Origin of the sequence: Paenibacillus pinisoli (assembly GCF_003605435.1) — a bacterium.
Lineage (GTDB): Bacteria > Bacillota > Bacilli > Paenibacillales > Paenibacillaceae > Pristimantibacillus > Pristimantibacillus pinisoli.
On the sequence record NZ_QXQB01000001.1, the window covers coordinates 1,420,456 to 1,443,408 of the forward strand.

The 22,953-nt window shown below is 49.1% G+C and carries 22 protein-coding genes; 1 reads left to right on the top strand and 21 read right to left on the bottom strand.

Going from position 1 to position 22,953, the window contains the following annotated elements; genetic code table 11:
• Positions 1-97: 97 nt before the first annotated feature.
• The 21 genes from D3P09_RS06660 to D3P09_RS06765 form a co-directional block, all read right to left on the bottom strand.
• Positions 98-1,132, bottom strand: coding sequence for a Gfo/Idh/MocA family protein (locus D3P09_RS06660; RefSeq protein WP_207892448.1), 1,035 nt, complete (start codon positions 1,130-1,132; stop codon positions 98-100).
• A gap of 51 nt (positions 1,133-1,183) precedes the next feature.
• Positions 1,184-2,008, bottom strand: coding sequence for a carbohydrate ABC transporter permease (locus tag D3P09_RS06665; RefSeq protein ID WP_120108195.1), 825 nt, complete (start codon positions 2,006-2,008; stop codon positions 1,184-1,186).
• Entirely contained in the window at positions 2,005-2,889 is an 885-nt protein-coding gene (locus D3P09_RS06670) for a carbohydrate ABC transporter permease (protein WP_120108197.1), read from the bottom strand. Before D3P09_RS06670 ends, D3P09_RS06665 begins: the two co-directional genes overlap by 4 nt.
• Positions 2,890-2,958: 69 nt before the next feature.
• On the bottom strand, positions 2,959-4,356 hold the full coding sequence (locus tag D3P09_RS06675) for an extracellular solute-binding protein (protein WP_120108199.1): 1,398 nt from the start codon (positions 4,354-4,356) through the stop codon (positions 2,959-2,961).
• Positions 4,357-4,554: 198 nt separating this feature from the next.
• Positions 4,555-5,610: a response regulator transcription factor gene (locus tag D3P09_RS06680; RefSeq protein ID WP_120108201.1), complete on the bottom strand. Its 1,056-nt coding sequence runs from the start codon at positions 5,608-5,610 to the stop codon at positions 4,555-4,557.
• Positions 5,591-7,360, bottom strand: a complete 1,770-nt coding sequence (locus D3P09_RS06685; protein ID WP_120108202.1) for a sensor histidine kinase — start codon at positions 7,358-7,360, stop codon at positions 5,591-5,593. The genes D3P09_RS06680 and D3P09_RS06685 overlap by 20 nt, the downstream gene beginning before the upstream one ends.
• Positions 7,361-7,520: 160 nt before the next feature.
• Positions 7,521-8,495 (bottom strand): MraY family glycosyltransferase, encoded by a 975-nt coding sequence (locus D3P09_RS06690; RefSeq protein WP_207892460.1) that lies wholly within the window; start codon positions 8,493-8,495, stop codon positions 7,521-7,523.
• 1,222 nt (positions 8,496-9,717) lie between these two features.
• Positions 9,718-10,119 carry a hypothetical protein gene (locus D3P09_RS06700; protein ID WP_120108204.1) on the bottom strand — a complete coding sequence of 134 codons (402 nt, stop codon included), beginning with the start codon at positions 10,117-10,119 and terminating at the stop codon, positions 9,718-9,720.
• Between the two features lie 170 nt (positions 10,120-10,289).
• On the bottom strand, positions 10,290-10,766 hold the full coding sequence (locus D3P09_RS06705) for an SMI1/KNR4 family protein (RefSeq protein WP_120108206.1): 477 nt from the start codon (positions 10,764-10,766) through the stop codon (positions 10,290-10,292).
• A gap of 628 nt (positions 10,767-11,394) precedes the next feature.
• Positions 11,395-11,826: an SMI1/KNR4 family protein gene (locus tag D3P09_RS06710; protein WP_120108207.1), complete on the bottom strand. Its 432-nt coding sequence runs from the start codon at positions 11,824-11,826 to the stop codon at positions 11,395-11,397.
• Between the two features lie 74 nt (positions 11,827-11,900).
• Positions 11,901-12,389 (bottom strand): SMI1/KNR4 family protein, encoded by a 489-nt coding sequence (locus D3P09_RS06715; protein ID WP_120108209.1) that lies wholly within the window; start codon positions 12,387-12,389, stop codon positions 11,901-11,903.
• A 122-nt stretch (positions 12,390-12,511) separates the two neighbouring features.
• Entirely contained in the window at positions 12,512-13,183 is a 672-nt protein-coding gene (locus D3P09_RS06720; protein WP_120108592.1) for a DUF2625 family protein, read from the bottom strand.
• A gap of 258 nt (positions 13,184-13,441) precedes the next feature.
• Complete coding sequence (locus D3P09_RS06725) at positions 13,442-13,825, bottom strand: hypothetical protein (protein ID WP_120108211.1); 384 nt, start codon at positions 13,823-13,825, stop codon at positions 13,442-13,444.
• Between the two features lie 260 nt (positions 13,826-14,085).
• Positions 14,086-14,733: an immunity protein Imm33 domain-containing protein gene (locus D3P09_RS27875; RefSeq protein WP_207892449.1), complete on the bottom strand. Its 648-nt coding sequence runs from the start codon at positions 14,731-14,733 to the stop codon at positions 14,086-14,088.
• Positions 14,734-14,882: 149 nt separating this feature from the next.
• Entirely contained in the window at positions 14,883-15,515 is a 633-nt protein-coding gene (locus D3P09_RS06735) for a YigZ family protein (RefSeq protein WP_120108212.1), read from the bottom strand.
• 27 nt (positions 15,516-15,542) lie between these two features.
• On the bottom strand, positions 15,543-16,892 hold the full coding sequence (locus tag D3P09_RS06740; protein ID WP_120108214.1) for a glucose-6-phosphate isomerase: 1,350 nt from the start codon (positions 16,890-16,892) through the stop codon (positions 15,543-15,545).
• 147 nt (positions 16,893-17,039) lie between these two features.
• Positions 17,040-17,561: a DUF420 domain-containing protein gene (locus tag D3P09_RS06745; RefSeq protein WP_243643924.1), complete on the bottom strand. Its 522-nt coding sequence runs from the start codon at positions 17,559-17,561 to the stop codon at positions 17,040-17,042.
• Positions 17,562-17,754: 193 nt separating this feature from the next.
• Positions 17,755-18,072, bottom strand: coding sequence for a pyrimidine/purine nucleoside phosphorylase (gene ppnP, locus D3P09_RS06750; RefSeq protein ID WP_120108218.1), 318 nt, complete (start codon positions 18,070-18,072; stop codon positions 17,755-17,757).
• Between the two features lie 51 nt (positions 18,073-18,123).
• On the bottom strand, positions 18,124-20,142 hold the full coding sequence (tkt, locus tag D3P09_RS06755) for a transketolase (RefSeq protein ID WP_120108219.1): 2,019 nt from the start codon (positions 20,140-20,142) through the stop codon (positions 18,124-18,126).
• Between the two features lie 118 nt (positions 20,143-20,260).
• On the bottom strand, positions 20,261-21,163 hold the full coding sequence (purU, locus tag D3P09_RS06760; protein ID WP_120108221.1) for a formyltetrahydrofolate deformylase: 903 nt from the start codon (positions 21,161-21,163) through the stop codon (positions 20,261-20,263).
• A 48-nt stretch (positions 21,164-21,211) separates the two neighbouring features.
• A complete protein-coding gene (locus D3P09_RS06765; protein ID WP_120108223.1) occupies positions 21,212-22,342 on the bottom strand; it encodes a deoxyribonuclease IV in 1,131 nt (376 codons plus the stop codon).
• Positions 22,343-22,442: 100 nt separating this feature from the next.
• On the opposite strand from D3P09_RS06765, the gene D3P09_RS06770 reads away from it, so the two are divergent.
• Complete coding sequence (locus tag D3P09_RS06770; protein ID WP_120108225.1) at positions 22,443-22,880, top strand: DUF2621 domain-containing protein; 438 nt, start codon at positions 22,443-22,445, stop codon at positions 22,878-22,880.
• Positions 22,881-22,953: the final 73 nt, after the last annotated feature.

Sequence of the window (22,953 nt, forward strand, 5' to 3'; positions counted from 1 at the left end):
AATTCGATAGCCTTTCTTTATACCAATATATGCAAAGCGAAAAAAGCCATGACCGCTGCGTTGATCGGCAGCGGCCATGGCTTGCTTCTATTTTTTCTTACATATATTGCACGTTTACCGGCGTTCTTGTCTTAGCCGATTCCATAATCGCCAGAATGACCATCGTTGTGTTAAAGGCATCTTCCATTGTCACGTAGAACGGCTCGCCTGTAATCAGATGGTCGACGAAGTGGCGGATGCTCTCATAAGCGAAGCCTTTCGGCTTGCCGTGAATGAAGTGGCGCACCAGCATATCCGGCCGGTCGGCCTTCGTCTCCGTGAACCGCTCCATCATCTGGCTGTGCGTCGGATCGATGTTGAACATCCCTTTGGTGCCGGTAATGTTCAGCTTCATATCATTGACGTTCGGATTCGTATTCGGCGTAATCCAGCCATTCTCCATCGTGGCGATGCCGCCGCCGCGGAATTCCAGAATGGTCTGGTAGATATCGACGGTATCGACGCCTTCCTGCTTCAGCACGCCGTCTCTGGATACGGCGTATACCCGCTCCACTTCATCGTTGAACAGCCAGCGCAGCACATCTACGCTATGATAGCCGAGGAACCAGAGAATCGAGGACTTCGCTGCCCACGGGAGCAGATCGGTAGCGACCCATTTGATATCGTTCAGACGGTAGTAAGCGCTGTATGGCTCGCCAATCTCGCCGTCCATGATTGATTGCTTCGGAATGGCGAACAGCGGGCTCCACCGGCTGTGAAGGTCGACCATCATGCGCACGCCGCTCTTCTCTACCGCCTCGACAATCTCCAGCGCTTCCTCGCGCGTAGTCGTCAGAGGCTTCTCGATAATGAAATGCTTGCCAGCATTGGCGCAATCGACGGCGATGCGGGTATGGGCGAAGTCCGGCGTCACAATCGCAACGGCGTCGATGTCGGCGCGCTGCAGCATCTCTGTATGATCGGTGAAGATGCCGGATTCCGGAATGTTGAACTTCGCCGCAAGCGCTGCAGCGCGCTCTCTGTTCATATCGCAGATTGCCGCTACTTCAGCACCCGGATGATCATTATAAATGTAAGCATGCGTCTCTCCCCAAGTTCCTGCTCCAACAATACCCATTCTGACTTTTTTCATCCTTGTCATCGCCTTTCATTATCTGTTGTGTCGCTAGTATAGGAGAAGCTATTATTTCACGCCGCCAAAGGTCAGGCCGCGGATCATATATTTCTGCACAATCATCGCAAAGAGCAATACCGGCAGGATCGTCACAATGCCGATTGCGGACATCTCGCCCCATACGACACCGCTTACGGACAGGAACAAGGTTACCGTCGTCGGCAGCGTGCTTGCATCGGAGCTTGTCAGGAAGAGCGCGAATACGAACTCATTCCAGGAATTGATGATGCAGAAGATCGAGGTTGCGATCAGTCCCGGCGTTGCCAGCGGCAAGATAATGCGAATGAATACCTGGAATCGCGACGCCCCGTCGACAAATGCCGCTTCCTCCAGCGCTACCGGAATTTCCTCGAAGAAGCTGCGCATCATCCAGATTGTGAACGGAATGTTGAACAGCATGTAGCAGATGATCAGCACCAGATGCGTGTCCAGAATGCCGAGCAGGCTCGCCATGACGAAGATCGGAATGACCGACGCCATCGGCGGCAGCATCCGCAGGCTCAGCACCCAGAATGCGCGGTTCTCCTTCTTCTTGAATTCGAATCTCGCAAATCCGTACGCGGCCATCCCGCCGATGAAGATCGAGATGAACGTCGTCAGCAGCACGACAATGGAGCTGTTTTTCAAATAATCAACCGCATGCCGGTTTTCAAAAATGTTCTTGTAGTTCTCGAATGTCGGCGAAAAAAACCATATGCTCGGATCGTACGTCTGCGTCCCTGTCTTCAGGCTGATAATCATCATCCAGATGAACGGGAAGATGCAGACAACCGATACGATAAGGAGAAGTACGGCCGTCACCACCGTCAGCTTTTTATTTCCTAGCGGATTCATCCTTTATTCTCCACTCCTTTCCGATAGAGCCTGATCAGAATCATGCTGATCACGGTCGTCAGGATAAGCAGCACGACCGATACGGCAGCCGAACGCCCGATCCAGCCCGTTCCCGCAAAGCCGAGCCTGTAGATATGGAGGCTCAGAAACTCTGTAGAGCTGCCCGGTCCGCCCTGCGTGAGCGAATACGGAATGTCGAACATCTTGAGCGAGTCGATCGCCCGGAATATAACCGCCAGCAAAATCATTGGCCACAGCAGCGGCAGCGTAATGTTGCGGAAGATCTGCAGCTTGTTCGCACCATCAATGGCAGCAGCCTCGTACGGATCGGTCGGCAGCGAGCGCATGCCCGCATAGATGATCAGCGCTACGAACGGCGTGTTCTGCCAGATGTCCACGAGCAGTGTCGACCAGAATGCATTTTCGCCGGAGAGCCAGACGACCTTGCCGCCAAAAAACTGAAGGAAGTAATTGAGCACGCCATATTCTGCGTTCATCATCAGCTTCCACACTTGACCGGTAATGCTCGGCGTCATAGCCACCGGTACGATCATGCAGGCGAAGACAAGAAATTTCAGCTTGAATTCCCGGTCCAGCAGCACCGCCAGCCAGAAGCCTAAGGCGAGCTGAGTGACCGTCGCCAGAAGCATAAAGCCGAGGCTGATGCCGACGGAATACCAGAATTCCGCATCCTTGCCGGAGAACAGCCGGATATAGTTTTCAAGACCGACGAAATCGAAGGTCGGATAGCCAAGCTCGTAATTCGTTACACTTAATCCATATAAGAATATCGTAGGTATGATCGTGAGCGCGCCGAGAATGATGATGGCGGGCATAATGTAAATCAGATGAGGCCGTTTCTCAAAGTAAGAGCGAATCATGGATGCCACCTTCCTTGCTGATGAACTGGCCGGACCGCCTCACCTAGCGCGGCCCGGCCGCCAGTTCCGTTATTGCGTTATATCTTCAAGCTCTGTCTGCGCTTTCGCTGCCGCATCTGGCACCGTCATCTCTCCGAACATCGCCGCGCTCACATAGTAGCCGACGCGGTCCAGAATCTGGCCCAGCTTCTCATGCGGCGGAATCCAGGAGATGCCCTTCTCTACCAGCACGTTCGCATCGTTGAGTGCGGCCAGCTGTACCGGATAGGACGGGTCAGCCGCTACCAGCTCCTGATTTTCGTAGATCGACGTTCTGACCGGCACGCCGCCACCGTCGACATAGGCTTTTGCATTTTCCTTGCTGTTCATATAGACGATGAATGCCCATGCCGCATCTTTGTTTTTCGATTGCGACGAGATCGACATATTCCAGCCTGCAAGCGCGCTTGCCTTTCCTTCCGGGCCTTCCGGCGTCGGCGCGAAGCCAACCTTGTCATACACTTGCGAGCTTGCCGGATCGAGAATCCGCTTCGCCAGCGCCGTTGCGTCCAGCCACATCGCCGTTTTGCCCGTCATGAAAGCCGACAACGCTTCTTCATGCGTGTAGGACACGACATCCTTCGGCGCATTCTTCAGCAGGTCTACGTAGAACTGGAACGCTTCAACCGTCTTCGGATCGTTCATGGTCACTTCGCCGCTTTGCTGATTCAGGAAGCCGCCGCCGAAGTTGTACATGATCGTCATCAAGCCCGATGCCGCGTGAACGCCGCGCTGCGCTCTCATGGATACGCCATATAGGCCGTCTTCCTTGCCGTTGAAAAACTTCGCCAGCTCCAGGAATTCATCCATCGTAGCCGGCGGCTGCTTGCCGTACTTGTCGAACAAGTCCTTGCGGTAAGCGATGAACCGCGTCTCGCCAGCGGTCGGAATGCCGTAGACGCTGCCGTCGTACTTGCTGATGCCGTTGCGGTATGCCGGTACGATATCCTCGTAATCGAACCATGCCGGCGTCTTGTTCTCGTCGGACAGATAAGCGTCCAGCGGCTCGACAACCTTCTTGGCGCCGTATTCGCTCATCCAGAAGCCGTCGACCATCAGCACATCGTAGCTGCCTGTTTTGCCTGTGTAATCAAGCAGCTGCTTGTTCTTCAGGTACGTCTCCTCCATCACTTCCCACTTCACTTTGATGCCTGTCAGCTTCTCGAAGTCGCTGGTCAGCTTCTGGAACGACTCCGTGGACGGATGGCTCGCAAATGCGAGATTCAGCGTATCTCCGCCGTACTGGCTCTTGATCGTCTCGCCCCAAGCCTCCAGCGTATCCGTCGCGCCGCTTGGCGCTCCTCCGTTCCCGCTGCCTTCATTGCCGTTCCCTTTGCCCGTTCCATTGCCCCCATTGCCTGCTCCGCATGCGGAGATCATCGCGACGATCATAACCAGCGCCACGATTTGTGTCCATCTTTTCAACATTACCTGACACTCCTCTGTCTTTGATTTGTGTAAGCTAACTTGACGCTCTCTACCGTATTTTTCTTTGTGCCCGGTAGGGATAGTTTAAATAATAGACCGGTAAAGCGGTTTCAACAATGTATTGGAACGTCCGCTCTTGTCTTCTGAAAACTAAACTACGCTTTTTAAACAAAAAACAAACCTTCATGTGAAGGTTCGTTACACTTGGCTGCTATTTTTTTCTTTATATTCCAGCGGTGGCACACCGTAATATTTTTTGAATATTTTCGAGAAATAGGGGTAGTCGTTAAAGCCGCATTGCTCCGCGATCAGGTTGATTTTGGCCGATTCCTCCTGCAGCAGCAGCTCTCTGGCCTTCTCCAGCCGAAATTCGCTGATATACTGCGTAATGGGCTTCTTCATGACCTCACGGAATATTTTGCTCAAATAAGCCGTGCTTAAACCGCCATGCTCCGCAAGCATGGACAAATTCAAGGATGCATCGCCATACTCGCGGCCAATCATCGCGATCGCATCCTCTACTACGCGCTTGTTGCGAGGCGCGCGGCTGTCCGCTACGACACTGATGATCCCGGAGATATAGTCCTTCCAGTTCCGAAGCAAATCCTCCAGCGCAGCAGCGGGCCTCGAAGCGGGATTGCCCTCATCACCTGCAGACCGCTTATGCACGAGCAGCAGCTCCGCCCGGAAGGCCAGTCCGAAGTGCCCCATAATCCGCTTCATCTCCAGCAGCGAATAATCGCCCTCGCGCAGATGAGCGCCCCAAGCGTCTATCAGCGTGTCGCATTCGGTTTTGTTTTCGGCCATGACGCTTTTGACCAGCATCGCGACGGTGTCCTTCATCAGGCGGATGCTGGCCGCATTCATGCTCGCCATCCACTTCGAGGGATCGCTCAGCAGAACGCGCGAGATCACCTCCTGCAGCATCTCCGCCGTCACCGGCTTGAGCAGATAATCGGACACTTGATGGCGCAGCGCCTGCTGCACATACTGGAACTCCGCATAGCCGCTCAGCACGACAATCGCTATGTCCGGATGCCGCTCCCGCACTCTGGCAATCAGCTGCAGCCCGTCCATTACCGGCATCTGGATATCCGTCAGAATCATATCCGGCTTGCTGAGGCCGATGCACATTAACGCTTCCTCGCCGTTGCGCGCCTCGTCAATCTCGATCATGCTGCCGCCGGACTGCTCCAGCAGCTTGATTATGCCCCTGCGAATGACGACCTCATCGTCAACGATTAAGATTTTCATAGTCCTTGCCCTCCTTCGGCAGCTTGATGCGTACGGTGACACCGCCCGTTAATGATTCCTCCAGATACAGGCCATAGCCTTTGCCATAATGCAGCCTGATTCTGTGCTGGACATTCAACAGCCCAATGCCCCGGCTCCGGCTTTCATCCTGCTCCGGCACCTCATCCGCCTCGCTTTCAAAGAGATGATTCATCGCTTCCATCGCCTGCTCGTCCATCCCCTGACCGTTGTCCTCGATATAGAGGGCATACGTCTCTACGTCGCAATCCTCCGCATAAATTTTCAGATAGTAGTCCCTCTCACCCATAAACGCATACAGAAAAGCATTCTCTACAATCGGCTGCAGCGTCAGCTTCACAATGGGATAGCCCCCGAACGGCTCCAGCCCGTCCATATCAATCTCGATATCGGGATAGCGCTCCCGCTGGATGTCCAGATAGGTCCGCACATGCTCGATCTCCGTGCGCAGCTCCACCTCTGCCTTCGGATTGTTGATCGTATAGCGGAAGAATTCCGCCATCGCCCGGCTCATCCGGCTAATCGGCGGCGCTTCGTGAAGAATTGCCTGGCAATTGATCACCTCAAGCGTGTTGTACAGAAAGTGAGGATTGATCTGATGCTGCATCGCCAGCAGCATAGCGTCCTTCTGCTTGACCTCCGCATTGATCTTCTCCATCTCCACGACATACACTCTGTCGATCATCTCGGACAGATTGGCAAGCATCTTGTTGAAATTCCGGCCAAGCAGGCCGATCTCATCCGTATATTTGCTCGTGAATCGGACATCCAGATCGCCGATCTCGACCTTCTTCATCAGCTGCAGCAGCTTCTTGATCGGCTGCGTCAGCATCCAGGTGAGCAGGAACGACATCACGAGCGTTATGAGCAAAATAACGATAATCACAAGCGGATGAACGATCTGAATCTGCCGCACCTTATCAATAATCGCCTTTTTGTTCGTATACGCCTGTACATCGAAGCCGCTGTAGCTCAGCTTGGATTCCGTCTTCAAGTACATGGCGTCGCCCGAGCCCGAGCCGTCCGGGAAGGACGAATAGACGATATGCCCCTTCGCGTCCTTCAGCTCTAGCATGAGGTCATTGGTTGCAAGCAAGCGGAACGCATCGCTGAACATCTTGCCGTTCAGCCTGACGACAAGCATGCCGTCGCGGCCGTCCATATCATATTTGCCCATCATCAGATAGATCGAGGTATAGGATCGGTCCTGGTAGAAGAGATGCTCCTTCGTCGGCTTCGACCAGATGTCCGTCTCTTGGGCAAGAAATTGCTTGTACCACGTCTGATTGTGATAATCGATATCGGGCACACGGTCAAGGCCCGTGTCATGAATGATTGTCTCCTGCCCGTCCGCTCCATCCTCCTTGATGAACAGGAACACCGACTCCAGCTCGCTGGAGTATTGCGTCCGGAACGCTTCCAGCTTATGCTGCAGCCGCTCAATATCTGAAGCGTCTTCGATCTCCACGCTATTCTCCGAATAGTAAAAGAAATACTGAACGTTCTGCACCACCCGGCGCAGCTGGTTGTCCAAATTATAGCCGGCCTGATTAATGGACCGCTGCGTCCGGTCCAGCTCGTTGTCCGTAATCATGTCCTGATAATACTGCTGATAAATATAGACGAGACTGAATACCCCGATGAACGAAACGATCGAAATCGAAATAAATATTTTCGTAAAAAACCGGCGGTCCATCAGTCTCTTCACAAGCATCTGCACTAGCCGCTTCATGTAAGCCCCTCCAATTCTGAGGTAAATGACAAGCTGTCGGAGCGATAATGCACGTATTATAGCATGTCCCTCAGGGGAAATGTCGAGCCCGAATGCAAAAGAGGCTGTCCCAAGGTCGATGGAATCGACCCCGGAACAGCCCCACAGGGATTGAATTTGCTTAGATTTGGACCAGCATCAGAATGATCGATGACAGGCCGAAGCATGTACTCACCAGGCATAGCACCATTAGCGCTTGCTTATTGTTCAGGCCTGCGCGCAGCAGCCGGTAATGAACCTGGCTTGCGTCGGCTTCATAAATCGCTTTGCCTTGCAGGAACCGCTTAATGACAACAAAGATGTTGTCGAAGATCGGCACGCCGATCGCCAGAATCGGAATGAATAGCGACAGCACTGTGGCCTGCTTGAACGCGCCATCCAGCGCAATAACCGCCAGCAGGAAGCCCAGGAACGTCGCTCCCGCATCGCCCATAAACACCTTGGCGGGCGGTTTGTTGAAACGCAGATACGCCAGCGTAACCCCGACCAGAATAATCGCCATCATCGCAGAGTTCGATTGCCCCATCGTTAGCGCCACCACAAACAGAGTAATGCCGGAGATCGCGGATAAGCCTCCTGCGAGACCGTCCAGACCGTCAGAGAAGTTGATAACCGTTGTCACGCCGAAGATCCAGAGAATCGTTAATACGAATTGGAGAATAACCGGCAGCACCACATATTCGCCGGAGAACGGATTGAAGAACCCGGTAAATACGTTGCCAGACAGGTACACCAATACGGCTGCCGACACTTGCACCAGCATCTTGGGAAGCGCCGGGAAGTCCTTGCCCTTCGTCTTATACCAGTCGTCGATCGTGCCTATAGTAAGCAGCAGAACGCCACCCAGGAACAAGGCGCCGGTCTCCCAATTTATCTCTCTAGCAACCGCGATATACGTAATAAAAAAGCCAATAAAGATGGCGTAGCTGGCCGTTAGCGGGATTGGCTCGCGGTGCAGCTTGCGCTCTACGTTCTTCCGGGGCTTGTCCACAAAATCAAGCTTGAACGCCAGCCGGCTGAACGGCGGAATCAACACATATACGATTAGAAACGACATTACTAAAGCAAGTGCGTAAAAAATACAAGTCACCACCATTAATCGATATAGATCACGATAATTATACAACCCCTCTAGTTAAATGTCGACTTTTGGTAGAGTCGAATGAAGGGGTTGGGAGATTAATATTTTTTAAGCATTGGGGAGAATTCGGGTGATAGGAAGAGTTGAGGCGAGATTCTGGGGCAAGACGCATAGATATAGCGCTGTTTTGAGTAGTAGGGCGGATTAAGCGGTTCTGGCGACGCTACAGCAGAATCTTCGGCGTCCGCGGCGGATTAAGCGGTTCTGCCATCACTGCAGCAGAATTTCCGCCGTTCGAGGCGGTTTAAGCGGTTCTGGCATCGCTACAGCAGAATTTTCAGCGGCTGGGGCGGATTAAGCGGTTCTGGCGACGTTACAGCAGAATTTTCAGCGGCTGGGGCGGATTAAGCGGTTCTGGTGACGTTACAGCAGAATTTTCGGCGGCTGGGGCGGTTTAAGCGGTTCTGGCGTCGCTACAGCAGATTTTTCGGCGGCTGTGGCGGGTTAAGCGGTTCTGACGACGCTACAGCAGATTTTTCGGCGGCTGTGGCGGGTTAAGCGGTTCTGACGACGCTACAGCAGATTTTTCGGCGGCTGTGGCGGGTTAAGCGGTTCTGACGACACTGCAGCAGATTTTTCGGCGACTGGTGCGGTTTAAGCGGTTCTGGTGACGCTACAGCAGATTTTTCGGCGTGTGAGGCGGATTAAGCGGTTCTGGCGTCGTTACAGCAGAATTTTCGGCGACTGGTGCGGTTTAAGCGGTTCTGGTGACGCTACAGCAGATTTTTCGGTCAAGTCCATAATTATGTGTAAAATCCCATCTACGTTGTCTAAAAAAGTTAGAGGTTTTGCACCAATCATGGTATGCTGTTATGTCCATGTAGGTTCGGTTAGACTCCCAGTGAGCCTCCATCTCCTTGAGTACGGAACCGGTCATTCACACTACAACCGCTTGGTTTGGAAAGATACGAATGACCCGCACGCGCATACGTAACTCATCATATACACTCTCAAATCTTTCAGTTGCTTTTACGACAGAAGCCCCAGATTCCCTTGAACTCCTTAGACCTCCGCCCCACAAATTCCACCTGAATCATATTTTTTTATAATTTCTCGATAACTTCGAGCAAATCCTTAACCAAGCATTTCTTCAGGAAGTGAGGTATGTTATTACTTAAATGATGAATTCATTCGGCACTGGGTAGCTCCATCTAAGAGACCTCAGTTTAATGTCAAATTAGAATTCTTCCAATGTAATAGCTTCAATCGAACTACAATGAAAATTAATAAAGTTATATCCATCGTTGTCTCCATATCCGCTATCATCATGAACATGATACCTTTGATTAAGATCCCACCCCTGTTCACTTTTATCATGTATGATCAAGCTATCCGTTAAATATAAATTTGTGACTTGTCTTAAAGAAAGTTCAGAAACATTATGATACCTAACCTTCAGTCTAAAGCGTTGTTTCGTTTTTATAACTGAAAGAAAGAAAACCAAATCAATTGTTGTAATATAATTACCTTCATAATCAATGTCAATATCATATTTAATACCGACGATTTCCTCATACGACCAAGAGCCAAGAACATTCAATCTTTCAGTAAATATATTGTAATTATTAATATATTTCAAATAGCTTGCCTCCTTTCTCAACCTCGTGCCTACAAACAAAATGGCGAAATCTTTATACGAGTATTAAATGGGTTATATGTGTTATTGGCTGAATTAAGGGTTCATTCGTCCCCTTTCTAAAAAAGAAATTTTTAATGGCATAGAGCCAATCAAGGTCGAAATAACGAAAACTAATCTTCAATTTCTTTTTTCACGAGACATAGCAAAAAATCCCCAAAGTCGCTTGCCACCGTCTCATTTTTTTGAGTACTTAGTGATTGTCCAGCAATAAACGAAACAATTGGGGGTTCATTCTCTTCGTTAACGTTGGAGAAATCTAAGCAAAATAGTTCCTCACCACCAGAATCGTAAATGACAAGCAAATTGTCTGGCAAATTAATTTCTTCACGTTCCATTAAGGTGTACCAAATAGCGTCTGGGACTGAAGAGTTTTCAAAATCCTCATCGATAACCCCGTAAATTTCCTGACTGCCGAAATTTCCTGCCCCAAATTTCTTTATAAAATTACGATAGATGGGAGAAAACTCATAGCCTATAGCTTCCTCTGCAAGACAAATCAATTCTTCGGTTCGCGCCCCAGCAAAATAACAAATAGTTTTGTTTTTGCTCATTAATTCCAGAGCCTTATTATAATTTTCCAAGCTCATCGAAAGTTCCTCCTACTAATCAATAAGATCGTTAGCTCTGTTCTCCCGTATTCCTTTCGAAACTAGTAAAGCTCCTCCTGATTTATCCCTGATAGAATGGAGTTAGCGTAATAATAATAATAAAATAGTTCTTCCATCTTTATCTGTCAAATTAGAGTCAATTAGGTTATTCCTTGGGTATTCCTTTCCTACTTTTGCTGCTATGTTCAATATTTACGTTCTTCAGCCCTTAAGCCTCGACTTACTACCAACATTATAATCAGCAGCATTCGACTCAAGGTAGTAGTTTCCATTTAAGAAATCCTTGAATGACACGATGTTATTGAATAATGAGTTCATTCATCACCCCTCCCCAAAAAAGAAACCTTGAAAAGCACAAAGCCAATCAAGGTTTCTAATAACTACTCAGATAGTTCTCTTTCATCGCGATTATTCAAAGTATGCATTGATATAATTTCAAATGCTTTTTCCGTGACAACTAAAAAGTTCTTTGCCAAAATACAAAAATAACGTCCAGACCAACCGAAATATCGTTCTGCTATTATATTAACAACACCTAGAGGAATCAGTTGTTTGAATATTAGCAGAGTAGTTTTATGATCATGTATTTCTACTTCTGTTTCAGGTTTTACCCAAGAAATTCTGATAACCCTTCTAACCATTCTGTAAAATTATTTGAGTATTTCTCCACTCGGCATTCATCATGATAGAAGTAAAAAACAGGTGAGTGAGGACACTCTCTAGAATTAAGACAAAAGTAATCACCGTTGCCAATACTGTAAAATGGAATATAATCAGCATTCCATCTTCCCAAATTCATTTCATAATCATAGGTGATCTCAATAGTATCGTTACGATTTGTCATACCCGTAGAAACATTAAGTACTTCACCAGGTAATGAATACTTCGCCATTAATTCAATGAAATAGCGAAATTCCTCATTAAAACTGCAATTGAATTTTAATTCGAGTTGCTTCCAATTACTTGGAGATGGTGGATCAAGTTGACTAACTTCTTTATCCATATTTTTTAACAAATCATCAATTTCTTCTTTTTTCATACCTACCCCCATAAATTTGATACCTGTCCCTGAAGAAATAAGCCATTCAAGATCTCTGCTTTAAATCTATAAAATTAAATTAAACCATACGCATCGCCTAATGAAACAAAATTCTTATCCAACCAGTACCAGTACTGACCTTTACTTTGAATAAGTTTATTTAATAATTCTGTAAAAGACATTGCGATAATTTGGGTCTCACCCACAACACCATGCCTATCAAAGAAACTATCATAACATTTACCTATTCGAAGAGGCTTAAGGTCGATTGTAAGATATTCACCACTACTATCACTTGCAATAATGTACCAATTGGAAGAAATGTCTTCCTCGCACATTTCCCCGATTATTACAGGATTAGCGAGAACAAAATCTTGAGGGGATAAAATATTGACCTGATAGTCGGCATGTTGAAATAAGATAAGTCCTCCACATGACTCATAAAATTTTTGTAAGTCATCTGGAATTCTCACATTCACCTCAATCTGTGGAAGCCCTTTAGGTGGCAGTACCGTGCAGTCAGGCATGCCCTTAACCTTTTCAATGATTTCAAGAACGTCCATTTCTAACTACTCCTTGTAAGAATAAATGCGATTAATATTGTTATTAAACTAATTGAAGTAAATATTCACTGGGGCGATATCATTTAACCATAGCGATTCAAACTCTAGTTCCCTTGGAAATGTTATTGGATTCCAAGATTCTCTCTATTCACCATATTTACGTTCCATAACTCTTCAATTGGTACGATTGCCCTTGTTCGATTGGCTGAAGCTTTCCCCTCTGCCCACAGAAAAGGATAAATTAGAATACCTTTGTCACCATCCAAACGACTTACATCTTCTACCCAATTATCCCATTGGAATGATTCATAATATTTTCTTACATCCCCAAGAAAAGCCCATTTCAAAAAATCTGAATACTGCATATCAAGACTTTCCCACTCTAAAGTATCTGGGGCGAGATAATAAATTTCACCGGGTTTACCTTCAAAAGCACTACCATTCATCGCATAAAAGCCACCGACTGCATCATCAGCAATCAGTATGGATGATTGCATTCTTGGGCTTTTACCAGTCGAATCAAACCCATTCCAGCTTGTCAAACTTCTAGGTAGTCTGTCACTGCCAGAACCTAAAAAACGCAACCAACCATGCTCAACTAAAATACCACCAGTATAGTATGAAACAACCCCCAAGAAAGACTTAGTTGTAACTTGAAGTTGATGTAACACTTTGCTGGCATCTTGTTTATTAGCGGGAAGAATCTCAACATTATTCGTAGCTTTTGTAACCCATTCCTGTACCATCAGCCATGTAGATTCTTGCTGTAAAACTAGCTCATTTAAAGTTTTCAAGGAATGCATCTCGCTCCTTCCCCTCTTCAAAGGTTGAGTATGTCAAATGGGATGCTGGAATGCAAAAAATCTCCAAAGACTTAGATCGCTCCCTCTTCCAAGGACTGAATTTATCTTCCCGCTATGCAGCCATCCCTAATGGCAAATCTGCAATTCCAGTAACTGGTAGTAAATTTCATCAAGTACGACCACTATATCATCTTCCATATCAGCATCATTACCCCTATGAAATTGCCATATTCCATCATCACCATCATGTTATAGTTCCTCAATTGACAAAACTTCAACTGATTTGCAGTAAAATTTCATTATGTCATTTTCATAATCGTGAACGTAATACCTTTGCTCATTATCCCATTTATGATCTCCCATATCCGTTATATTAAACCCCATTATTTGATTGAATGCTCCGCCAAATCCTGAAAGACTTAAAGATTTAACTTCATGGAATTTTAGCAAGAGCCTATGCTTTTTAATTTCGGTAGTAGAGTCTAAAATATATCCTATTTCTAAGTAGGATACCTCATCATAATATTCGTTATAATCAATATAGTAACTAACACTTACAACCAATCTTACGTCTTTCACTCTGAAAAAGGGCAACTTATCAATGATATAGTGATAGTTTTTTATGAATTCCATACATCACCTGCTTACTATTTGTGTAATTGAATCCATTTAGCGCTGACCTTACTTTGAACTTTAGCTCTCTAATTGCTTCTTTTTGTCCAAGTTAGCATCAAACCTATCCAATAATAGTTCTAACACTGAAATATCCATTCCATGTATTTGATAATATGAACAATCAAAAGGGGTTGCCGATTGAATGGTGACATCGCACCTCCCCAGTCAATTTCTAAATTCACTTACCATATTAACCCGTTAAATGATACGCAGCGCATTCAAGTTTCTAATTCACAACAAACATTTTCATCGAACCAGATGTCTTCTGCTGTATCGGTGATATAAAGTCTAAACCCGCATGGCAAAGCAAAATACTTTAATAAGTCCGGTCTTTTAAAGGCAATATGAAAGTAATGCACATTCATTAATGAGTCTGTATTGTCATCATATAAATCTGTTGTCAGCCACCAACCCGTCAAGTGCTCGGGAGAAGAGTATCTTACTGCGTCAATACCCAACCCTTCATAAACCCCTTTTGAAATGACAATGTTTTGGCTAAATTGCGGAAAAACCGGACTAACATCATAAATCCTACATATCTCTTCTTGCTCTCTAATGACTTTGCTTGCATAACTAATACCTTCTGTAAAGCCTTCTCCATTATCTTTCGCTTCTTGTATAGTCAATACAGCTGTAGAAGAATTAATAAGTTTTACTAGCCAGGAGTAGTAGGAAATAGTTTGATCCGGTTTGATTTGCGGTTTATAATCGATGCAATAGTCAATAAAGTACTTTAAAAACCTCATGCAATCCTGATTATTTCCTTGATTGAGTATTTTTACATCATAGCCAGTCAGTGGCGATAAGTTAGTAGTTCTCAAATAACTTCCTTCAGTGTGTATTTGAATATTCCTATAAGCCTTCATTCGTTTTTCTCCTATAATTGCATCGCTTGTCTATGCCCTTCACTCATCAATTTTCCAATCTCACTGCTATCGTACCATAAACTTCCTACGTACAAGCAAAAAAAGACACTTTCTGAACTCCTAAAATAGTTCAGACAGTGTCTTCATTTTCACTCACCCTCAATGTAATACCGTTCCTCACCCGTGCGAATGATGGCCTGGCCTTGCGTGAGATCGGTCATCCACGCGATAAAGGCGTCCGCTTCCGGCACCTCCGGCAAGCACAGGACGATGACTTTGTCGCTGAACTCCGTCCCGCCAAGGCGCGTGCCGCGGCCGTGAAGCTCGTTCTCAAGCTTCCCGTACCACGTATAGTCAACCTCGACGTACACTTCCCGGTGCAAGACGAGCTCGATCTCGTCCGCCGCCTCAATGCCAGCCACCGCCCCGTCCGTATAAGCACGGACAAGGCCGCCAGCCCCCAGCATAATACCGCCGAAGTAGCGGGTAACGACGACTGCGACGTTTTTGAGGCCTTTGTTCTTGATGACCTCAAGAATAGGCTTGCCCGCCGTGCCGCTTGGCTCCCCGTCATCGGAGGCCTTCTGGTGCTGGTCGCGCTCGCCGACCATATAAGCGGAGCAGTTATGGGTGGCGGTGCGGTGCAGCCTCTTTATCTCTTCGATAAAAGCGACTGCCTCCTCCTCCGTCTCCACAGGCTTCGCATGGCCGATAAAGCGGGATCGCTTGATCACGACCTCCGCATTCGCTTCCGCTCTAACCGTCCTGTATCTCTTCAGCATAAGCCGAATGCTCCCGGCCGGCGCCGATTACAGGCGAGCTTCAAGCTCGGCTTTTTCCTTCTCGAAGCCAGGCTTGCCCAGCAATGCGAACATGTTCTTCTTGTACGCTTCAACGCCCGGCTGGTCGAATGGATTCACGCCCAGCAGGTAGCCGCTGATGCCGCAAGCTTTCTCGAAGAAGTAGACCAGGTAGCCGAATGTGTATGGCGTCATGTCGGCAATGTTCACGATCAGGTTCGGAACTTGACCGTCTGTATGTGCAAGAAGCGTACCTTCGAACGCTTTTTTGTTGACAAAATCCATTGTTTTGCCCGTCAGGAAGTTCAGTCCGTCCAGGTCGTCCGCGTCATGCTGGATCGTGATATGCTCCGCTACTTCGCCAACTTGAATAACCGTTTCGAAGATGTTGCGGTTGCCTTCCTGGATGAATTGGCCCATGGAGTGCAAGTCAGTCGAGAAGTCGACGGACGCAGGGTAGATGCCCTTGTAATCCTTGCCTTCGCTCTCGCCGTACAGCTGCTTCCACCACTCCGATACGAAGTGCAGGGAAGGCTCGTAGTTGACGAGAATTTCTGTTGCTTTGCCTTTGCGGTACAGCGCATTGCGCACTGCAGCGTATTGGTAAGCTTCGTTCTCAGCCAGGTTCGGGTTCGCATACACCGCGGATGCGTCAGCAGCGCCTTTCATCATGGAATCGATATCGATGCCCGCAACAGCGATCGGCAGCAAGCCAACAGCCGTCAGAACGGAATAACGTCCGCCTACGTCGTCCGGAATAACAAAGGACTCATAGCCTTCTTCGTTCGAAAGCTTCTTCAGAGCGCCCTTCTCCTTGTCCGTAGTCGCGTAGATGCGCTTGCGCGCCTCTTCCTTGCCATATTTCTTCTCCAGCTCAGCGCGGAAAATGCGGAATGCAATCGCAGGCTCCGTCGTTGTGCCGGATTTGGAGATAACATTGATCGACCAGTCTCTGCCCTCAAGCAATTGCAACAGATGCGTTACATATGTAGAGCTGATATTGTTGCCAGCGAACAGCACTTGAGGCGTCTTGCGCTGTTCCTTCGACTGCACGTTGTAGAACGAATGCGACAGCATCTCGATCGCTGCGCGCGCGCCCAGATAAGAGCCGCCGATGCCGATCACGATCAGCACTTCGGAATTGCTTTGAATTTTCTCCGCCGCTTTCTTGATGCGCGCGAACTCTTCTTTATCGTAATTCGAAGGCAGGTCGATCCAGCCCAGGTAATCCGAGCCTGCGCCTGTGCCGTTATGAAGCTGGTCATGCGCCAGACGAACTTGATCCGTCAAATAATCGATTTCATGCTGTCCAACGAAAGACAACGCTTTGCTGTAATCGAACTTTACCGTATTGCTCATCGTGATAACAACCTCCTAAAATGTACAAAGCTGCCGCGTCCGATAAGAACGCGGCGTTCAACTTTTCATTAAGAATAGCGAATAATCATCCCAAAAACAAGCTTATCGTACGTGAAATCTAAATGAAGACGATGTATCTTCAGGGGCTTAATAGTACGGTGAGATCATCAGATAGACAATAACGCCCGTCAAGCTTACATATAGCCAGATCGGCATCGTCCAGCGCGCGATTTTGCGGTGCTTCTCTACCTGGCCCGAGATGCCTCTCGCCAGCGAGAGCAGCGCAAGCGGCACAACAACAATCGCCAGTACGATATGCGTCAGCAGAATAAAGAGATAAATGGACTTCAGAATGCCTTCGCCGCCATAAGGCGTCGATTCCGTCAAGTAATGGTACGTGACATAGGACACCAGGAACAGCGTCGTCGTCCCGAAGGCAAGCCCGATAAAGGTACGGTGCATGCGCACGTTCTTTTTCATTATAGCCACTAAAGCAACAAGCAGCGCCAGGAACGTAAAGCTGTTGAAGATCGCGTTCAGCAGCGGCAATATCTTCACGTCGAATCCAACCTCGCCGTCATAAGCCGGCAGGAAGAACAGAATCGCCACAAGCGCTACAATGACAACCGTGAGCACTGCGACAACCGGGGTATAGTTTCTTTGTTTCATCGTGGATAAATCCTCCTTCATAGGTACGCAAGAGACTATTGTACATGCTACTACTTTAGCCCATATGCCCCATGCGGCACAACGCGAATACGGCCCCGAATGTCACAAAAATCCGACTCTTTTGCATCAGCGGCAGCATGCATATGGAGAAGGCCGCATCGCACATGCGATACGGCCTTGTTCCGATTCCGGCTTATTCGTAAATATACGAGCAGCAGTAGTCCGTGACTTCGGCAACTTGAAGCTTGAACTTCGTGTTAGCCGGCACCGTGAACTCACCTTCGCCTTGAATATGGCGCCATTCTGTCTCGCCTGGCAGCAGCACTTTCAGATCGCCTGCGAGGATTTCCATAATCTCGACGCAATCTGTACCGAACTCATAGTCGCCCGGCAGCATAATGCCCAGCGTTTTTTTCGTTCCGTCGGCGAAGAGAACCGCGCGGCTTGTGACTTTGCCGTCAAAGTAGACGTTGGCTTTTTTGACGACTGTTACATTTTCGAATTGCGACATAATGAAGATGCTCCTTTATGATATAGAATCAAGATCCAAGTCAGCCGCGGATTACAGCAAAGCTTTGACTTTGCTTACGACGTTCTCGACCGTAAAACCGTATTCCTTGATTACGCGGTCGCCAGGAGCGGATGCGCCGAAGCGGTCGATAGCGAGGATATCGCCTTGGTCGCCTGTGTAGCGCTCCCATCCGAACGGATGAGCCATCTCGATAGCTAGACGAGCTTTCACGTCCGGCAGAATCACGGAGTCGCGGTATTCCTTCGGCTGCTTCTCGAACAGATCCCAGCTCGGCATGCTGACGACGCGAACTTGAATGCCTTCTTCAGCAAGCGCTTTTTGAGCGGCTACAGCCAGTTGAACCTCGGAGCCCGTTGCCAGAAGCTGTGCTTGAGGCTTGCCGTCTGCCGCTTCGGATACGACATAAGCGCCTTTGCGCAAGTTCTCGCGAACGCCGTTTACCGTACCTTCAAGAATCGGCAGGTTTTGGCGAGTCAGCACCAGCGCAACCGGATTCGATTGGTTCTCAGTTGCATATGCCCATGCCGCGGATGTCTCGTTGGCATCAGCAGGACGGATAACAGTAAGGCCTGGAATGATGCGGATCGAAGCAAGCTGCTCGATCGGCTCATGCGTTGGGCCGTCTTCGCCGACAGCGATACTGTCATGCGTAAGCACGTAAGTTACCGGCTGGTTCATCAGGGACGCCAGACGGATAGCCGGACGCAGGTAGTCGGTGAATACGAAGAACGTGCCGCCGAATACTTTGATGCCGCCATGCAAGCTAATGCCGTTCATTGCCGCAGCCATGCCGAACTCACGAACGCCGTAGTAGATATTGCGGCCGTCGTAGCTGCCTGGTTTGAACTGCTCAAGGCCTTTAAGGTGAGTCATTGTGGAGCTCTCAAGGTCAGCGGAACCGCCTGCCAGGTTAGGCACGCGCTTCGCCAGTCCGTTCAGCGCATTACCGGAAGCAACGCGCGTCGATACCGGCTTGTCCTCAGTTGTGTAAGCAGGAAGCTCGGCATCCCAGCCTTCTGGAAGCTTGCCTGCGATCGCCAGCTCGAATTGCTTCGCAAGCTCTGGATGAGCTTCTTTGTACGAAGCCAGCAGCGCGTTCCACTCGTTATTGGCTTTCTCGCCTGCGCTCTTCACTTCAGCGAAGTGAGCGCGAACTTCGTCCGGCACATGGAACTGGTGGTCTTCGGACCAGCCGTAGAATTGCTTCGTCAGCTTCGTCTCTTCCGCGCCAAGCGGGGAGCCGTGAGTACCGCCATGACCGCCTTTGCCGCCCTTGTTCGGGCTGCCGTAACCGATCATGGTCTTCACTTCGATCAGTGTCGGCTTGGACGATTCAGCTTGCGCTTCTGCTACAGCAGCGGACAATGCGTTCAGATCATTGCCGTCCTCTACGCGAAGCACTTGCCAGCCATAGCCTTCAAAACGCTTCTGAACCGACTCGGAGTACGACAGGCTCAGGGCTCCGTCCAGGGAGATATCGTTGGAATCATACAGCACGACGAGCTTGCCAAGCTGCAAGTGTCCCGCCATGGAAGCCGCCTCATGCGAGATGCCTTCCATCAGGTCGCCGTCGCCGCAGATGGAGTAGGTAAAGTGATTGATGATGTCGAAGCCTTCTTTGTTGTAGACAGCTGCCAGATGCGCTTCTGCCATTGCCATGCCTACAGCCATCGCTACGCCTTGTCCCAGCGGGCCAGTTGTTGCGTCTACGCCTGCAGTGTGGCCGAATTCAGGGTGGCCCGGAGTCAGGGAGCCCCATTGACGGAAGTTTTTCAGCTCATCCATCGGCAAGTCGTAGCCGGAGAGGTGAAGCAAGCTGTATAGCAGCATGGAGCCGTGGCCTGCGGAGAGGACAAAACGGTCGCGGTTCACCCAAGTCGGGTTAGCCGGGTTATGCTTCATATTTTTTGCAAACAATTGGTAGCCCATCGGAGCTGCGCCCATTGGCATGCCCGGATGTCCGGAGTTAGCCTTCTCGATTGCATCAATTGCAAGCGTACGGATTGTAGCGATAGATAGTTGGTCGATAGATTTCTCAGTAACGGTCATTTCTATATCCTCCTAAATGTGTGGTTAAGCAAAACTTACATCGTAAGCATCGCTTAAATTCTGTCTAATCTATGGGGTTAATCAGGATAAAAGTTTTTGAATATTGTATCACTCGCAATTAATTGAATACAACCGTCTTGTTCTGATGAACCAGGACACGGTCCTCAATATGCCACTTGACGGCGCGCGCAAGAACGACACGCTCGATCGTGCGGCCAATGCGCTTCAGATCCTCGACATTATCGCGGTGGCTGACGCGCTGTACGTCCTGCTCGATGATTGGGCCGCCGTCCAGTTCCTCGGTTACGTAGTGAGCGGTCGCTCCGATAATTTTCACTCCGCGCTTGTAGGCTTGCGCGTAAGGCTTGCCGCCTACGAACGCCGGCAGGAAGGAGTGATGGATATTGATGATGCGGTTCGGGAAATGCTCAATGAACTTCGGTGAAATGATCTGCATATAGCGGGCCAATACGATCAGATCCGCTTTGTCCGCAACCAGCTCCATCTGCTTGCGCTCTGCTTCCGCCTTCGTGTCCGGCGTAACCGGCACATGATGGAACGGAATGCCGAACGACTCGACAAGTCCGCGCATATCCGGATGGTTGCTGATGACCATAGCGATATCGGCATCCAGGTCGCCTGCTTGCCATTGCCACAGCAGCTCCAGCAGACAATGATCTTCCTTGGATACCAGAATCGCCAGACGCTTCTTGCGGCTTGCGCGGAACGTGTGCCATTTCATCTCGAAGCGGTCAGCCACGCGTGCGAAATCCTCCACAAGCACTGGAAGCTCCTTGTCCAAGTCATTCAGGTCGAACTCGAAACGAATGAAGAACATGCCGCCTTCCGGATCCATGGTGTATTGGTCGGATTGCACAATATTCGCGCCATGCTCATACAGAAAATGAGACACAGCGGCTACGATGCCGGGACGGTCCGGACAAGAAATCAGCATGCGCGCGCGTCCGCTCTTATCTTGCGCTCCGTTCGTACGCTGCACTTGATTGGATGGAGATGACATACGATAATCTTCCTTTTCTATAATGTTTTTTGTAGCTGCATAGATGAATTAAACTTCCTTCAAAAACTCCTTGCCTGCAAACCACGTCGTCAGACGCTGATTCACCTGCTCCTCCGCCAGATCTCTGGACAATGCGCCTTCTGCGATGATCATATCATACAGACGCTCCATCGGCTCGCGCGGATCCGCTTTTTTCGCTTTGGCATCGTTCTTCAGCAGCGTCCACACGTCTAGGATGTATGCACGCGGATCGATCTCCTGCTTGCCGAAGAAATGATGCAGACGCTCCACATCTTCCAGGAAGTCTTCACCGAAGCGATTTCTCACTTCACCGCGCAGAAGCGCAATCTCAACCTCGTACATCGGACGAACGGTTTTGTCCTCTTTGCCGATCCACGGCGTCTCGAGCACGAACGGTCTGCCCTTCAGCGCTTCATGATGAACTACGTTTCGAATAGCGGATTGCCCCAGCCATCCCGCACCGATTGGCGCATGGCGGTCTTTGCCCGCTCCTTTTGGATTTTTGCTGTCATTGATATGCACGACTGCGACACGGTCCAGTCCAACGATGCGGTCGAACTCTTCAAGCACGCCGTCCAGGTCGTTCACAAGATCATATCCCGCGTCATGCATGTGGCATGTATCCATACAAACCGTAAGACGCTCGTTATACGTCACTTTGTCCATGATTGCGGCGATTTCCTCAAAGCTGCGGCCGATCTCTGTGCCTTTGCCCGCCATCGTCTCAAGCGCGATGTTGACATTGGTATTGCTCGTGCCGGCCAGCACTTCGTTCAGGCCTTCCGCAATTCTTGCGATGCCGAATTCCGCATCCTTATCGGTATATGCGCCCGGATGCAAGACGATGTTGCGAACGCCGATATAATCGGTACGGCGAATTTCTTCCTGCAGGAAATTGACAGCGAGCTCGAACGTATCTTCCTTGTAGGAGCCCAGGTTAACGATATAGGGCGCGTGAACAACGATTTCCTCGATGCCGGCTTTGTTCATAAGCGCCTTGCCTTCTTCGATATATAATGATTCTATCGGTTTGCGCCGTGTATTCTGCGGTGCCCCGGTGTAGATCATGAATGTGCTGGAGCCGTAAGTCATGGCTTCCTTCGCAGCGGTCTGAAGACCCTTGTCCGAAAATGATACGTGGGAACCTATTTTCAACATGTTACTTTCGCCCCTTTCGGTTGATCAAACCTTATTTTACAAGGAATGTCGAAATAAATCTAGGAATACGCTATAATTCATTATAGAGGTGACAGTTACAATGGGCGCAGCGCCGAATTGGTTCATGTATTTCATCATTTTCTGGGCCGTTGTCATGGTTCTTGCCATGTCGGTAGGCGGCTTCTTCATGTTCCGCAAGTTTCTGAAGGTTCTCCCGATGAGGGACGGCAAGTCCAAGCTGGATTGGCAAAACTACTGGGTCGAACGCAGCCGCAGCATGTGGGGCGATGAATCCAAGCAGTTTCTTGATGAACTCGTTTCCCCGGTGCCTCAGGCATTCCGCGATATCGCCAAACATTCGATCGCCGCGAAGATCGGCCAAGTCGCTATCGAGAAGGGCGCAAGCACAGTGACGAGAGAGCACTGCATCGAAGGCTACATAAGGGCTACGCCAAAGCGGGATTACCGCAGCCTCATCCACTTTTTGGACAAAAAAGGGATCGATTACGCGCCATATCAGCATTTGCTGAACAAGTAGACAGAGCTGCCGTGTGGCAGCTCTGTCTGATATTTATGCAACCTCAGGCGTCTTTTTTTCGTTTTAGTATACA

Coding starts and splice junctions, on each gene's coding strand:
- D3P09_RS06690 (WP_207892460.1), bottom strand. CDS start 8,495: ATGGTGGTGACTTGTATTTTTTACGCACTTGCTTTAGTAATGTCGTTT.
- tkt (WP_120108219.1), bottom strand. CDS start 20,142: ATGACCGTTACTGAGAAATCTATCGACCAACTATCTATCGCTACAATC.
- D3P09_RS27875 (WP_207892449.1), bottom strand. CDS start 14,733: ATGAAGGCTTATAGGAATATTCAAATACACACTGAAGGAAGTTATTTG.
- D3P09_RS06735 (WP_120108212.1), bottom strand. CDS start 15,515: ATGCTGAAGAGATACAGGACGGTTAGAGCGGAAGCGAATGCGGAGGTC.
- D3P09_RS06725 (WP_120108211.1), bottom strand. CDS start 13,825: ATGGAATTCATAAAAAACTATCACTATATCATTGATAAGTTGCCCTTT.
- D3P09_RS06670 (WP_120108197.1), bottom strand. CDS start 2,889: ATGATTCGCTCTTACTTTGAGAAACGGCCTCATCTGATTTACATTATG.
- D3P09_RS06680 (WP_120108201.1), bottom strand. CDS start 5,610: ATGAAAATCTTAATCGTTGACGATGAGGTCGTCATTCGCAGGGGCATA.
- D3P09_RS06745 (WP_243643924.1), bottom strand. CDS start 17,561: ATGAAACAAAGAAACTATACCCCGGTTGTCGCAGTGCTCACGGTTGTC.
- D3P09_RS06710 (WP_120108207.1), bottom strand. CDS start 11,826: ATGAAAAAAGAAGAAATTGATGATTTGTTAAAAAATATGGATAAAGAA.
- D3P09_RS06765 (WP_120108223.1), bottom strand. CDS start 22,342: ATGTTGAAAATAGGTTCCCACGTATCATTTTCGGACAAGGGTCTTCAG.
- D3P09_RS06740 (WP_120108214.1), bottom strand. CDS start 16,892: ATGAGCAATACGGTAAAGTTCGATTACAGCAAAGCGTTGTCTTTCGTT.
- purU (WP_120108221.1), bottom strand. CDS start 21,163: ATGTCATCTCCATCCAATCAAGTGCAGCGTACGAACGGAGCGCAAGAT.
- D3P09_RS06685 (WP_120108202.1), bottom strand. CDS start 7,360: ATGAAGCGGCTAGTGCAGATGCTTGTGAAGAGACTGATGGACCGCCGG.
- D3P09_RS06705 (WP_120108206.1), bottom strand. CDS start 10,766: ATGAGCTTGGAAAATTATAATAAGGCTCTGGAATTAATGAGCAAAAAC.
- D3P09_RS06660 (WP_207892448.1), bottom strand. CDS start 1,132: ATGAAAAAAGTCAGAATGGGTATTGTTGGAGCAGGAACTTGGGGAGAG.
- ppnP (WP_120108218.1), bottom strand. CDS start 18,072: ATGTCGCAATTCGAAAATGTAACAGTCGTCAAAAAAGCCAACGTCTAC.
- D3P09_RS06770 (WP_120108225.1), top strand. CDS start 22,443: ATGGGCGCAGCGCCGAATTGGTTCATGTATTTCATCATTTTCTGGGCC.
- D3P09_RS06665 (WP_120108195.1), bottom strand. CDS start 2,008: ATGAATCCGCTAGGAAATAAAAAGCTGACGGTGGTGACGGCCGTACTT.
- D3P09_RS06715 (WP_120108209.1), bottom strand. CDS start 12,389: ATGGACGTTCTTGAAATCATTGAAAAGGTTAAGGGCATGCCTGACTGC.
- D3P09_RS06675 (WP_120108199.1), bottom strand. CDS start 4,356: ATGTTGAAAAGATGGACACAAATCGTGGCGCTGGTTATGATCGTCGCG.